This is a genomic window from Curvibacter lanceolatus ATCC 14669 (assembly GCF_000381265.1).
GTDB classification, from domain to species: domain Bacteria; phylum Pseudomonadota; class Gammaproteobacteria; order Burkholderiales; family Burkholderiaceae_C; genus Curvibacter; species Curvibacter lanceolatus.
Genome location: NZ_KB906257.1, coordinates 106,960 through 120,131, shown reverse-complemented (window position 1 = coordinate 120,131; position 13,172 = coordinate 106,960). Strand labels below are relative to the sequence as shown.

Below are 13,172 nucleotides of genomic sequence, written 5' to 3'. Positions count from 1 at the left end.
AGTGGGGCGGTTTTTGAAAATCTGAAGTTCACTTGGCCAGCGCAGTGGCCGGGGCATCAAGCAAGCTTGGGGCCGGGTTCTTGCGCAGGCTGTCGGCCACGATGGCCTGTTCCGGGCTCATGCACTCGTCGGCCAGGCGTTGGCCCAGCTTCTGGTTCATCAGCATCGATTTGTTGGCGATCTGGATCCACACGGCGCCAGCCTTCTCGTCTTCCAGGCGCAGAGCACCGGTGCGACTCGCCACCGGCGACATGCGGTACTTGAAGCCCTTGCCCACCACGTTGAAGTAGCCGGGGGCCTTGTCGTCGGCCGTGACGGTCACGTAGGCGCCCAGCTCGCAAGGGATGCGGCCGGTGTGCACGCGGTCGGCCAGGGCCAGCTCTTCGGGCGACAGGGCGGCCTCGGCGGCCTCCACACCGGCAGCCATGTTCTTGGCGGTGCTCTTGATTTCGGTGCGGCTGGCGCTGGGCTTGGCCTTGGCCTTGGCGCTCTTTTCGCTGTGGGCCTTGTGGGCCGTGTCAGCCGTCGGGTTCTGGGCCAGGGCCAGGGTGCTGGCACCCAGAATCAGGGCTGCTGCGATCAGATGTTTCATGCTTGTAACTCCCGGGGTCGGTCAAGGGTGGGCAGGCGCGAAATACGCCTGCGCCTCGGCAGGCAGGGCGCAGCCGGTTTGGTGGGCGCGCTCCAGCACTTGCCAGAAATAACGGTAACTTGCGCGGTCATGCAGCTGCGAGGCGTGGCTGATCGGGGCCCAATCAGCGGCCTCAGCCGCCACGATGATGCGCGTTGCGGTCTCGATCTCTCGCTCATCGGGCGAAAAGGCCTCGAGGATGGGCTGGATCTGCGAGGGGTGGATGCTCCACATGCGGGCGTAGCCGAACTCGCGCGAGGCCTTCTGGGCGGCGGCACGCATCACGGCCATGTCGCTGAATTCAGTGACCACACAATGCGAGGGCACTTTGCCGTGGGCATGGGCCGCCGAGGCGATCTCGAGCTTGGCACGCACCACCAGCGGGTGGGTGAACTGCCCAGCCGCCCCCATGCCCGCCGAGGGGATGGCGCCCGCGTGGGCCGAAACGAAGTCCATCAGGCCGAAGCTCAGCGACTGCACCTGAGGGCAGGCCGCGATGTCGAAGGCTCGGTGGACCGCAGCAGGCGACTCGATCAGCACCTGCAGCGGAAGATCAGGATGACCCGCGGCCGCCAGGGCACGGGCTGCGCGCTCAACGTCTTGCACAGATTCCACCTTGGGCACCATCACATGGCACAGGCGGGCTCCGGCGCGACCCACGATGGTCTGCACGTCAGCGTCAAAAGAGGGGTGGTCGACCGGGTGGACTCGAGCCGCCACGCGGGCGCCGGGCGCAGCGCCCAGGGCCAGCTCGGCGACCAGCGCGGCATGGTCTGCCTCGCCACCGGCCGGGGCGCCATCTTCGCAGTCAAGGGTGACGTCGAAGACACAGGTGCCCAGGCGCTCGGTCATCTCTGCCTGCAGCTGCAGGCTTTTGCGCATCCGCAGCTCAACGCCGCTGTAATGGTCACAGACCGGCAGCAGGCCCCGTTGGGCCTGAGCTTCCAGCAAGACGTCGCGCGGATGCTTCTTCACGGAATGCAGTCCGATCAGAGCAGGTGGGCCACGCCAGCTTGCTCGTCGGTCAGTTCCTTCAGGGTCTTGTCGATGCACTCTTGCGAGAAAGCGTCGATGTCCAGACCTTGAACGATCTTGTACTCACCGTTTTCAGTGGTGACCGGGAAGCCGAACATGACGTCCTTGGGGATGCCATAAGAGCCATCCGACGGGATGCCCATGGTGACCCACTTGCCGTTGGTGCCCAGGGCCCAATCGCGCATGTGGTCGATGGCGGCGTTGGCGGCCGAGGCAGCCGACGACAGGCCGCGGGCGGCGATGATGGCGGCGCCACGCTTGCCCACGGTGGGCAGGAAGGTTTCGCGGTTCCAGGTTTCGTCGTTGATCAGGGCCTTGACCGACTCACCACCGATGGTGGCGAAACGGTAGTCGGCGTACATGGTGGGCGAGTGGTTGCCCCACACGGCCAACTTTTCGATGTCCGACACGGCCTTGCCAGTCTTGGCAGCCAGTTGCGAAGCAGCGCGGTTGTGGTCCAGGCGCAGCATGGCGGTGAAGTTCTTGGCCGGCAGATCCGGGGCCGACTTCATGGCAATGTAGGCGTTGGTGTTGGCGGGGTTGCCGACCACCAGCACCTTGACGTTGCGCGAAGCCACGGCGTTCAGGGCCTTGCCCTGGCCGATGAAGATGGCGCCGTTGACGGCCAGCAGCTCGGCACGTTCCATGCCCGGGCCGCGCGGACGCGAACCCACCAGCAGGGCGTAGTCGGTGTCCTTGAAGGCGGTCATCGGGTCGCTGTGGGCTTCAATGCCGGCCAGCAGCGGGAAGGCGCAGTCTTCGAGCTCCATGATCACGCCCTTGAGCGCGTTCTGGGCCTTCTCGTCGGGGATTTCCAGCAATTGCAGGATCACCGGCTGGTCCTTGCCCAGCATTTCGCCGGAGGCGATGCGGAACAGCAGGGCGTAACCAATTTGGCCTGCGGCGCCAGTAACGGCAACACGGACGGGCTTTTTGCTCATGAGGAACTCCAGGAGGTTGTGTAAAACGGGTGTCGCCACAGTGCTGGACCTGTCCCAGGAACTAGCGTCCGAGCCTGCGAAACAGCACAAGAGTGTACTCTCGTTACAGCACCTCGGTCAATTTGTCTTATGTCTTATATAAGATATGATGCGAACCCGCGCCACGTTGAAAAATCACGCGGACCACGCCAAGCCCGATGCCACCCGACACCACCATGCCACCGCCCTCGCTGAGCCTACCCGACGCCAGTCCCCCGGACGCCGGCGGCATGGTCACCCCCGCCTTCAGCCCGCTGTACCAACAGATCAAGGGCCTGATCCTGCAAAGCCTGCAAGCGGGCGACTGGAAACCCGGCGAGGCCATCCCCAGCGAGATGGATCTGGCTGCGCGTTACCGCGTCAGCCAGGGCACGGTGCGCAAGGCCATCGACGAGCTGGCGGCCGACAACCTGGTGGTGCGTCGCCAGGGCAAGGGCACCTTCGTGGCCACCCATGCCGAGCACCACGTTCAGTACCGATTCCTGAAGCTCAAGCCCGATGTCGGTGACATCGCGGCCGAAGGCCCGGCGCAGCGCACCATCATCGAGTGCAAGCGCGCCCGCGCCAGCGCCGAAGTGGCGCGCCCCCTGGCGCTGCGCAACGGGGACGCTGTGTTGCAAGTGCGCAGGATCCTCTCCTTTGGTGGCGTGCCCACCATCCTCGAAGATCTGTGGTTGCCCGGGCAGGCTTTCAAGGGCCTGACAGCCGAGCAATTGGCTCAGTTTCAGGGCGCCACCTACGCCATGTTCGAGCTTGAGTTTGGCGTTCGCATGGTGCGCGCCGAAGAGAAAATCAAGGCCGTGTTGCCCGACGAAACACAGGCCCGTTTGCTGCAGATCAGCCCGCAAACACCCCTGTTGAGCGTGGAACGCGTGGCCTACACCTACAACAACACCCCCATGGAACTGCGGCGCGGTCTTTACCGCACCGACACCCATCACTACAGGAACGAACTCAACTAAAGAAAGAAGCTGCACCAACTTGATGAGAAACGTCGAAAATAGGCGCCGTCCCAAGCCCCCCATTGCTGCGTTGCAATAGAATTTTGGGGCGTTTGCATTTACGAAATTACAGAGCAGTTACATCCACGAAAGCACATCCAATGTCCGAACTCGCAAAAAAGCGGCCAGAGTTCCGCAACATCAACGCCTTCAAGGACCTGACCACCTACCGCCTGCCCCCGGCCGGTTGGGTGTCGATTCTTCACCGCGCCAGCGGCGTCATCATGTTCTTGCTGATGCCTTTCATCATCTGGATGTTTGACGTTTCCGTCTCCTCCGAAATTTCGTTTTCGAAGTTCAAGGCCGCCTTCAACAGCGGCCTTGGTTTTGTTCCGGGCGCCTTCATCAAGCTGGTGGCTCTGGCCCTGATCTGGGCCTACCTGCACCACTTCATCGCCGGTCTGCGTCACCTCTACATGGATGTGAACCACGCCGTGAGCAAAGAGTTCGGCAAGAGCTCCGCGCTCGTGACCCTCACCCTGAGCATCGCCCTCACTTTGGTGCTCGGCGCCAAGCTGTTCGGCCTCTACTGATTACACAGGAGCAACAACCCATGTCCGTCAACTACGGCTCCAAGCGCATCGTCGTCGGTGCTCACTATGGTCTGCGCGACTGGCTGGCCCAGCGCATCACCGGCGGCCTGATGGCCCTGTTCACCATCATCTTGCTGGCGCAGGTGCTTCTGGGCTCCGGCCCCATCGGCTACGACAAGTGGGCCGGCATCTTCTCGGCCCAGTGGATGAAGGCCCTGACCTTCTCGGTCATCATCGCCCTGCTCTACCACGTCTGGATCGGTGTGCGCGACATCTTCATGGACTACGTCAAGCCCGTCGGTCTCCGTCTCACCCTGCAAATCTTCTCCATTGTCTGGCTCGTCAGCTGCGCTGGCTGGGCGATTCAAATCCTGTGGAGACTGTAAAAAATGACTTACTCGAAATCTGGCATCACCACCCGCAAGTTTGACGTCGTCATCGTGGGGGCCGGCGGCTCCGGCATGCGCGCATCGCTGCAACTGGCCCGCGCTGGCCTGAATGTGGCCGTTCTGTCCAAAGTGTTCCCCACCCGCTCGCACACCGTGGCGGCGCAAGGCGGCATCGGCGCCTCGCTGGGCAACATGTCCGAAGACAACTGGCACTATCACTTCTACGACACCATCAAGGGATCCGACTGGCTCGGCGACCAGGATGCGATCGAATTCATGTGCCAGGAAGCGCCCAAGGTCGTGTACGACCTCGAACACATGGGCATGCCCTTCGACCGCAACCCGGACGGCACCATCTACCAGCGCCCCTTTGGCGGCCACACCGCCAACTACGGCGAAAAGCCGGTGCAACGCGCTTGCGCGGCTGCTGACCGCACCGGTCACGCCATGCTGCACACCCTGTACCAGCAAAACGTCAAGGCCAAGACCAGCTTCTTCGTCGAGTGGATGGCCCTGGACCTGATCCGCGACGCCGAAGGCGACGTGGTCGGTGTCACCGCCCTCGAAATGGAAACCGGCGACCTGCACGTGCTGCACGCCAAGACCGTGCTGCTGGCCACCGGCGGTGCCGGCCGCATCTTCGCGGCGTCCACCAACGCCTTCATCAACACCGGCGACGGCCTGGGCATGGCCGCTCGTGCCGGCATCGCACTGCAGGACATGGAGTTCTGGCAATTCCACCCCACCGGCGTGGCCGGTGCTGGCGTGCTGCTGACCGAAGGCTGCCGTGGCGAAGGCGCGATTCTGCTCAACAGCAATGGCGAACGCTTCATGGAGCGCTATGCGCCCACCCTGAAGGATCTGGCCCCGCGTGACTTCGTGTCGCGTTCGATGGACCAGGAAATCAAGGAAGGCCGTGGCTGTGGTCCCAACAAGGACTACATCCTGCTGAAGCTGGACCACCTGGGTGCCGAAACCATCCACAAGCGCCTGCCTTCGGTGTTTGAGATCGGCGTGAACTTCGCCAACGTCGACATCACCCGCGAGCCGATCCCGGTCGTGCCCACCATCCACTATCAGATGGGCGGTATCTCGACCAACGTCAATGGCCAGGTCGTGGTGCAGAACGCCGATGTTCACAACCAGGTCGTCAATGGCCTGTACGCGGTGGGTGAATGCTCTTGCGTGTCGGTGCACGGCGCCAACCGCCTGGGCACCAACTCGCTGCTCGACCTGCTGGTGTTCGGCCGCGCTGCCGGCAACCACATCGTCGAATTCGCCAGCCGCACCAAGTCGCACAAGCCGCTGCCGGCCGATGCCGCCGACTACACGCTGGAGCGCCTGAACCGCCTGGACAACGCCAAGAGCGGCGAATACGCCCAGAACGTGGCCAACGACATCCGCGCCGCCATGCAGCAGCACGCCGGCGTGTTCCGCACCCAGGCCAGCATGGACGCCGGTGTGGTCAAGATCGCCGAACTGCGTGAACGCGCCAAGAGCGTCGGTCTGGCCGACAACTCCAAGGTGTTCAACACCGCGCGCATCGAAGCGCTGGAAGTCGACAACCTGATCGAAGCCGCCCAGGCCACCATGGTCTCGGCAGCCGCCCGCCGTGAATGCCGTGGCGCCCACACCGTGGACGACTACGAACACCCTGCCGATCACCCCACCGCGCCGCTGGGCCGCGACGACGCCAACTGGATGAAGCACACCCTGTGGCACAGCGCTTCCAACAGCCTGACCTACAAGCCCGTGAACCTGAAGCCGCGCACCGTCGAATCCGTGCCGCCCAAGGTCCGCACGTTCTGATCCGTCCCGCACGAAAGCCCACGATATGACGAAACGTACTTTTCAGATCTACCGCTACGATCCGGACAAGGATGCCAAGCCCTACATGCAGACTATCGAGATCGAACTCGACGGTCACGAGCGCATGCTGCTGGACGCCCTGATCAAGCTCAAGGCCCAAGACCCCAGCATCGCCTTCCGCCGCTCCTGCCGTGAAGGGGTTTGTGGCTCTGATGCCATGAACATCAACGGCAAGAACGGTCTGGCCTGCCTGACGAACATGAACACGCTCAAGGGCGTGATCACGCTCAAGCCGCTGCCCGGCCTGCCGGTCATTCGCGACCTGATCGTGGACATGACCCAGTTCTTCAAGCAGTACAACTCGATCAAGCCCTACCTGATCAACGACAACGTGCCGCCCGAGAAAGAGCGCCTGCAGTCGCCTGAAGAGCGCGAAGAGCTCAACGGCCTGTACGAATGCATTCTGTGCGCCAGCTGCTCGACCAGCTGCCCCAGCTTCTGGTGGAACCCCGACAAGTTCGTGGGCCCCGCCGGTCTGCTGCAGGCCTACCGTTTCATCGCGGACAGCCGCGACGAAGCCACCACCGAGCGCCTGGACAACCTCGAAGATCCGTACCGTCTGTTCCGTTGCCACACCATCATGAACTGCGTCGATGTCTGCCCCAAGGGCCTGAACCCGACCAAGGCGATTGGCAAGATCAAGGAACTGATGGTCCGTCGGGCCGTTTGATGGTTCTGGCATGACTCTTGATCTGCCCAGTCACCTCGGAGATGACGGCGAGCTCGCCCAGCGGGCCGCCGACGAACCCTTGGGTGAACGTGCCTACAGCAAGCTGCAGTGGCGCTGCCGCCGCGGCCTGCTGGAAAACGACCTGTTCATCGAGAAGTTCTTCACCCGGCACGGCGCCCACCTCACCGTGGGCCACGCCCGGGGCATGTATGCCTTGATGGACCTGGCAGACAACGATCTGCTCGACCTGCTGCTGCGCCGCAAGCCGCTGGCCGAGGCATTGGACACTGAAGAAGTGCGTGCAGTATTGGCCCTGCTGACCCCCTGAGGCCTCATCAGAGGCCTGGCAGAGCCCCCACCCAAGACGGGCAAATTACTCTAGGAAAGTGCATATGAAGCTAGCTGACAATAAAGCCACCCTGTCGTTCAGCAACGGCAGCCCCAGCGTCGACCTGCCGGTCTACCACGGCAACATCGGTCCGGACGTCATCGACATCCGCAAGCTGTACGCGCAGACCGGCATGTTCACCTACGACCCGGGCTTTCTGTCGACAGCCTCGTGCCAGTCGGCCATCACCTACATCGATGGCGACAAGGGCGAACTGCTGTACCGCGGCTACCCCATCGAGCAGTTGGCCGTGAACTGCGACTTCCTGGAAACCTGCCACCTGCTGCTGTACGGTGAACTGCCGAACGCCACGCAAAAGTCCGACTTCACCAACCGTGTCACCCAGCACACGATGGTGAACGAACAGATGCAGTTCTTCCTGCGTGGCTTCCGCCGCGATGCACACCCGATGGCTGTGCTGACCGGTCTGGTGGGCGGTCTGTCGGCCTTCTACCACGACAGCACCGACATCAACAACCCTGAGCACCGCGAGATCGCTGCCATCCGCCTGATCGCCAAGCTGCCGACCCTGGTCGCCATGGCTTACAAGTACAGCGTGGGCCAGCCCTTCATGTACCCGAAGAACGATCTGTCGTACGCCGGCAACTTCCTGCGCATGATGTTCGCCACCCCGTGCGAAGAGTACAAGGTGAACCCGGTGATCGAGCGCGCCCTCGACCGCATCTTCATCCTGCACGCTGACCACGAGCAAAACGCCTCCACCTCGACCGTGCGTCTGTGCGGCTCGTCGGGCACCAACCCGTTCGCAGCCATCGCTGCCGGCGTGGCCTGCCTGTGGGGCCCTGCCCACGGTGGCGCCAACGAAGCCTGCCTGAACATGCTGGAAGAAATCCAGGCCATGGGCGGCGTGGCCAAGGTCGGTGAGTTCATGGAAAAGGTGAAGGACAAGAACTCGGGCGTGCGCCTGATGGGCTTCGGTCACCGCGTGTACAAGAACTACGACCCGCGCGCCAAGCTGATGCAGGAAACCTGCAACGAAGTGCTGGAAGCCCTGGGCCTGGAAAACGACCCGCTGTTCAAGCTGGCCAAGGAACTCGAGCGCATCGCCCTGTCGGACGACTACTTCGTGTCGCGCAAGCTGTACCCGAACGTCGACTTCTACTCGGGCATCGTGCAACGCGCCATCGGCATCCCGGTCAGCCTGTTCACCGCCATCTTCGCGCTGGCCCGCACCGTGGGCTGGATTGCCCAGCTGAACGAAATGATCGGCGACCCCGAGTACAAGATCGGCCGTCCGCGTCAGCTGTTCACCGGCTCGCCCCGCCGCGACGTCAAGCCCCTGGGCCAACGTTGATGACCCCGGCACCGGCCACCCCCGTGGCCCGTGCCTGAAGGCCCCAAGCCTGCCCAAGCCCGCCACCCTGGCGGGCTTTTTTCATGGGGCCTCGCCAAAGCGCTCGCGGTAGGCCTGGGGCGTGACCCCCAGCCGGCGGATGAACAAGGCCCGCAGCGCCTGCTCCGACTGGAAGCCCACGCGCGCCGCCACCGCCTTGACCGGCAGGCCTGCCCCCTCCTCCAGCAGACGCCGGGCCCCTTCCAGGCGCGCGGTCTCGATGAACTCGGACGGGCTTTGCCCGCACTCCTGCGCAAACACTCGGCGGAAGTTGCGCTCGCTCATCGCGGCCTGCGAGGCCAGCGCGGCCAGGGTGATGGGCTGATCCAGGTGCGACAGCACCCAGGCCTGCACCTCGCGGATGCCCGGGTGGCGCGTGGCCTGGCTGGCCAGGTGCACACTGAACTGCGACTGCCCGCCCGGGCGCTTGAGGTACATCACCAGATCGCGCGCCACCTCCAGGGCCAGGGCATGGCCAAAATCCTCTTCGACCAGGGCCAGGGCCAGATCGATGCCGGCCGTCACCCCGGCCGAGGTCCAGAATTTGCCGCTGCGCACATAGATCGCATCCGGGTCGACCTGCACCCTGGGATAGCGCTGGCGCAGCAACTCGGTCACGCTCCAGTGGGTGGCTGCGGGCCGCCCATCCAGCAGGCCGGCCGCCGCCAGAAAGAAGCAGCCCGAGCACAAGGCCACCATGCGCCCCACCTGGGGGGCCGTGCGGGCCGCCCAGGCCACCAGACCGGGTGAGGCCTCCAGCGCCTGTTCGATGTGGCGCGAGCCCACGATCAGGGCCACATCAGGCTCCGGGCCCGCACCGGCCTGTCGCGTGGCCTCCAGGGCCATGACGGTGTCCGAGCGCACCAGCCCCGTCTGCTCGGCCACCACCGACACCTGGTAACCCGGCCCCAGCCCACGCCGGGCCAGGTGCAGGTTGGCGTAGTCAAAGACCGACAGCGGCCCCACGGCCTCCAGCGCCTTGAAGCCGGGGTAGACGACGATGTCCACGGTGAAAGGGGGCGAAGCGGGCAGGGATGACATGGGCAACAAACACGTGAAAAGGTCGAAACAGGTCAGAACAGCTTGAAAGGGAAGGCACGGGACGCAGGCACGCCTCGCCACCACCGCCCCTGAAGATGGCCGACGGCCAATCTAGCGATGGCAGCGGCCAAATTGTGCGGCACTTCCACCCCGGCCCCCGCAACAGGGGCCGAGTTCGGTAGAGTGCGCCACCAGTCCCCTCTTATTTCTGAACTTCCCCCCCCGGAGCCCCCCATGAAAACGCGTGCCGCCGTCGCCTGGCAAGCTGGCCAGCCCCTCACCATCGAAACCGTTGACCTGCAAGGCCCCAAGTTTGGCGAAGTGCTGGTCGAGATCAAGGCCACCGGCATCTGCCACACCGACTACTACACCCTGTCGGGCGCCGACCCCGAAGGCATCTTCCCGGCCATCCTGGGCCATGAGGGCGCCGGCATCGTGGTCGATGTGGGCCCGGGCGTGACCACCCTCAAGAAGGGTGACCACGTGATCCCGCTCTACACCCCCGAATGCCGCCAGTGCAAGTTCTGCCTGTCGCGCAAGACCAATCTGTGCCAGCTGATCCGCGGCACCCAAGGCAAGGGCCTGATGCCTGACGCCACCAGCCGCTTCAGCCTGGACGGCAAGCCCATCTTCCACTACATGGGCACCAGCACCTTCAGCAACTACACCGTGGCCCCCGAGATCTCGCTGGCCAAGATCCGCGAAGACGCGCCCTTCGACAAGGTCTGCTACATCGGCTGCGGCGTCACCACCGGCATCGGTGCCGTGCTGTTCACGGCCAAGGTCGAAGCCGGCGCCAATGTGGTGGTGTTCGGCCTGGGCGGCATCGGCCTGAACGTGATCCAGGGCGCCAAGATGGTGGGCGCCGACAAGATCATCGGTGTCGACATCAACCCGGCCCGCCAAGAGATGGCCCGCCAGTTCGGCATGACCCACTTCATCAACCCCAAGGAGGTCGAGAACGTGGTCGATGCCATTGTTCAACTGACCGATGGCGGCGCCGACTACAGCTTTGAATGCATCGGCAACACCCAGGTCATGCGCCAGGCCCTGGAATGCACGCACAAGGGCTGGGGCCGCAGCATCATCATCGGCGTGGCCGAGGCCGGTGCCGAGATCAGCACCCGCCCCTTCCAGTTGGTCACCGGCCGCAAGTGGGAAGGCTCGGCCTTCGGCGGCGCCCGCGGCCGCACCGACGTGCCCAAGATCGTCGACTGGTACATGGAGGGCAAGATCAACATCGACGACCTGATCACCCACACCATGCCGCTGGAAGACATCAACAAGGGCTTTGACCTGATGAAGCGCGGCGAGTCGATCCGCGGCGTGGTCCTCTACTGAGTCTGCCGAGCCCCACCATGACCTTGGAAACCCTCAGCCAGCACCGCTGCTTCGGTGGCGTGCAGCGCTACCACCGCCATGCCTCCAGCACCATCGGCCTGCCGATGCGCTTTTCGGTCTACCTGCCGCCCCAGGCCGAGACCGGCCCGGTGCCAGTGCTGCTCTACCTGGCCGGGCTGACCTGCACCGAAGAGACCTTCATGATCAAGGCCGGTGCCCAGCGCGTGGCCGCCGAACTGGGCCTGGCCCTGGTCACGCCTGACACCAGCCCGCGCGGCGCCGGTGTGCCGGGCGAGGCCGAGGCCTGGGATTTCGGGGTGGGGGCTGGCTTCTACCTCGACGCCACCCAGGCGCCATGGGCCACCCACTGGCGCATGGAAAGCTACCTGCTCGACGAACTGCTGCCCTTGCTGGGCACGCTGCCGGGGCTGGACGTCACGCGCGTGGGCATCACCGGCCATTCGATGGGCGGGCATGGCGCCCTCACCCTGGCGCTGCGCCACCCAGGGCGCTTCCGCTCGCTGTCGGCCCTGGCGCCGATCTGCGCCCCCACCCGCTGCCCCTGGGGCGAGAAGGCCTTCACCGGCTACCTGGGCCCCGACCGGCAGCACTGGTCCGGCCACGACGCCACCGAACTGATGAGCGCCCGTCAGGCCCCGCTGCTGCCGCAGAGCATCCTGATCGACCAGGGCCTGGCCGACAACTTCCTGGCCGAGCAACTGCACCCCCACCTGTTCGAGGCGGCCTGCGCCCAGGTCGGCCAGGGGCTGCAACTGCGCCGCCATGAAGGCTATGACCACGGCTACTACTTTGTGAGCAGCGTGATCGAAGACCACCTGCGCCACCACGCTGCCACGCTCTGCGCCTGAGACGCTCACGCACACCGGGGTTTGACGCAAGACATGGGGCCGGCCGAGCCGGCCTCCATAATGCGTTTCATGCCTCCAGAACGACCGCTCAGCCCTTGCCCCCTCCCGTCCCAGCGCGCCTGCACCAAAGCCACTTGGCGCGTTGACGCGCTGCTGGCTGTGCTGATCGGCGTGGCGCCCGTGCCAACGCTGGCTCAGGAGGCCACCAAGGTGGCCCCCTCGGCCCAGCCCCTGGACCTGACCCTGGCCACCACCGATGCGGCGCCAGCGCCCTCATCGACGGCCAGCACCCCTACCCTGGCCGGTGAGGCCCGCACACCCGGCGTGGGCTTCGAGCCGCCCGAACCCCGCCTCAGCTACCTGCTGGGCGCCGGCCTGCGCAGCAGCCCCAACTACTCCGGCGCGGCCGGCAACCGGCACCGCATCAGCCCGGTCTGGCTGGTGTCTTACGGGCGCTTCAAGCTCAGCACCGGCGGGGCCAATGCCTTGCTGGGCTATGGCGCGGAAATGGGCGGTTCCGGCGCCACCGCCACCCTGCTAAGCCTGCGCGACCTGCAGCTCAATGCCTCGCTGGGCTTTGACAACGGGCGCAGCGCCTCCGACGACCCGCGCCTGAGCGGCCTGCCCGATGTGCGGCGCACCATCACGGGGCGGCTCGGCCTGGGCCTGGCGCTGGGCTATGGCTGGGCCGTGGGCACCGGCCTGACGCAGGATCTGCTGGGCCGCGACGCTGGCAGCCAGGTCGACACCTCGCTCAGCTACACCTGGCAAGTCACCCCGCGCACCCGTTTGGTGCTCGGCGGAGGCACCAGTTGGGGGAATGGCACCTACATGAACAGCCACTACGGCGTGCCCGCCGGTGCCTCGTCACTGCCCGCCTACCAGGCCGGGGCCGGCTTCTACAGCCGCTCGATCGGCATCAGCTTCACCAGCGCCCTCACACCGCAATGGCTGGTGTATGGCGGCGTGGGGGGCACCCAATTGCGCGGCCCGGCGCGCGCCAGCCCGCTGACGGAGCGCCCGAACGGTGTCTCTGCCAACCTCGGGGTGGCCTACCGCTACCGCTGAGCG

14 protein-coding genes are annotated in these 13,172 nt (G+C 65.0%); 10 read left to right on the top strand and 4 right to left on the bottom strand.

The window, feature by feature from the left end; translation table 11 throughout:
• Positions 1–28 precede the first annotated feature (28 nt).
• Genes F624_RS0111050 through F624_RS0111040 form a run of 3 tightly spaced genes read right to left on the bottom strand, consistent with a single transcriptional unit; the run spans position 29 to position 2,607 of the window.
• Positions 29–592 (bottom strand): hypothetical protein, encoded by a 564-nt coding sequence (locus F624_RS0111050; protein ID WP_019574367.1) that lies wholly within the window; start codon positions 590–592, stop codon positions 29–31.
• Between the two features lie 21 nt (positions 593–613).
• Positions 614–1,606, bottom strand: a complete 993-nt coding sequence (locus F624_RS0111045) for an aldolase/citrate lyase family protein (RefSeq protein ID WP_019574366.1) — start codon at positions 1,604–1,606, stop codon at positions 614–616.
• A 14-nt stretch (positions 1,607–1,620) separates the two neighbouring features.
• Positions 1,621–2,607, bottom strand: coding sequence for a malate dehydrogenase (locus tag F624_RS0111040; RefSeq protein ID WP_019574365.1), 987 nt, complete (start codon positions 2,605–2,607; stop codon positions 1,621–1,623).
• Positions 2,608–2,822: 215 nt separating this feature from the next.
• On the opposite strand from F624_RS0111040, the gene F624_RS0111035 reads away from it, so the two are divergent.
• From F624_RS0111035 to F624_RS0111005, 7 genes are all read left to right on the top strand, one after another.
• Positions 2,823–3,608: a GntR family transcriptional regulator gene (locus tag F624_RS0111035; RefSeq protein WP_031254723.1), complete on the top strand. Its 786-nt coding sequence runs from the start codon at positions 2,823–2,825 to the stop codon at positions 3,606–3,608.
• Between the two features lie 140 nt (positions 3,609–3,748).
• Positions 3,749–4,180: a succinate dehydrogenase, cytochrome b556 subunit gene (gene sdhC, locus F624_RS0111030; RefSeq protein ID WP_019574363.1), complete on the top strand. Its 432-nt coding sequence runs from the start codon at positions 3,749–3,751 to the stop codon at positions 4,178–4,180.
• A 20-nt stretch (positions 4,181–4,200) separates the two neighbouring features.
• Positions 4,201–4,566: a succinate dehydrogenase, hydrophobic membrane anchor protein gene (sdhD, locus tag F624_RS0111025; protein ID WP_019574362.1), complete on the top strand. Its 366-nt coding sequence runs from the start codon at positions 4,201–4,203 to the stop codon at positions 4,564–4,566.
• Positions 4,567–4,569: 3 nt separating this feature from the next.
• On the top strand, positions 4,570–6,378 hold the full coding sequence (gene sdhA, locus F624_RS0111020) for a succinate dehydrogenase flavoprotein subunit (protein WP_019574361.1): 1,809 nt from the start codon (positions 4,570–4,572) through the stop codon (positions 6,376–6,378).
• A gap of 25 nt (positions 6,379–6,403) precedes the next feature.
• Positions 6,404–7,108 carry a succinate dehydrogenase iron-sulfur subunit gene (locus tag F624_RS0111015; RefSeq protein ID WP_019574360.1) on the top strand — a complete coding sequence of 235 codons (705 nt, stop codon included), beginning with the start codon at positions 6,404–6,406 and terminating at the stop codon, positions 7,106–7,108.
• 10 nt (positions 7,109–7,118) lie between these two features.
• Positions 7,119–7,436 (top strand): FAD assembly factor SdhE, encoded by a 318-nt coding sequence (locus tag F624_RS0111010; RefSeq protein WP_019574359.1) that lies wholly within the window; start codon positions 7,119–7,121, stop codon positions 7,434–7,436.
• 64 nt (positions 7,437–7,500) lie between these two features.
• A complete protein-coding gene (locus F624_RS0111005; RefSeq protein ID WP_019574358.1) occupies positions 7,501–8,811 on the top strand; it encodes a citrate synthase in 1,311 nt (436 codons plus the stop codon).
• An 81-nt stretch (positions 8,812–8,892) separates the two neighbouring features.
• On the opposite strand, the gene F624_RS0111000 is transcribed toward F624_RS0111005, so the two are convergent.
• Positions 8,893–9,891: a GlxA family transcriptional regulator gene (locus F624_RS0111000; protein WP_019574357.1), complete on the bottom strand. Its 999-nt coding sequence runs from the start codon at positions 9,889–9,891 to the stop codon at positions 8,893–8,895.
• Between the two features lie 234 nt (positions 9,892–10,125).
• On the opposite strand from F624_RS0111000, the gene F624_RS0110995 reads away from it, so the two are divergent.
• From F624_RS0110995 to F624_RS0110985, 3 genes are all read left to right on the top strand, one after another.
• A complete protein-coding gene (locus tag F624_RS0110995; protein WP_019574356.1) occupies positions 10,126–11,232 on the top strand; it encodes an S-(hydroxymethyl)glutathione dehydrogenase/class III alcohol dehydrogenase in 1,107 nt (368 codons plus the stop codon).
• A gap of 17 nt (positions 11,233–11,249) precedes the next feature.
• Positions 11,250–12,101 carry an S-formylglutathione hydrolase gene (gene fghA / locus F624_RS0110990; protein WP_019574355.1) on the top strand — a complete coding sequence of 284 codons (852 nt, stop codon included), beginning with the start codon at positions 11,250–11,252 and terminating at the stop codon, positions 12,099–12,101.
• 69 nt (positions 12,102–12,170) lie between these two features.
• Complete coding sequence (locus F624_RS0110985) at positions 12,171–13,169, top strand: MipA/OmpV family protein (protein WP_169426574.1); 999 nt, start codon at positions 12,171–12,173, stop codon at positions 13,167–13,169.
• Positions 13,170–13,172: the final 3 nt, after the last annotated feature.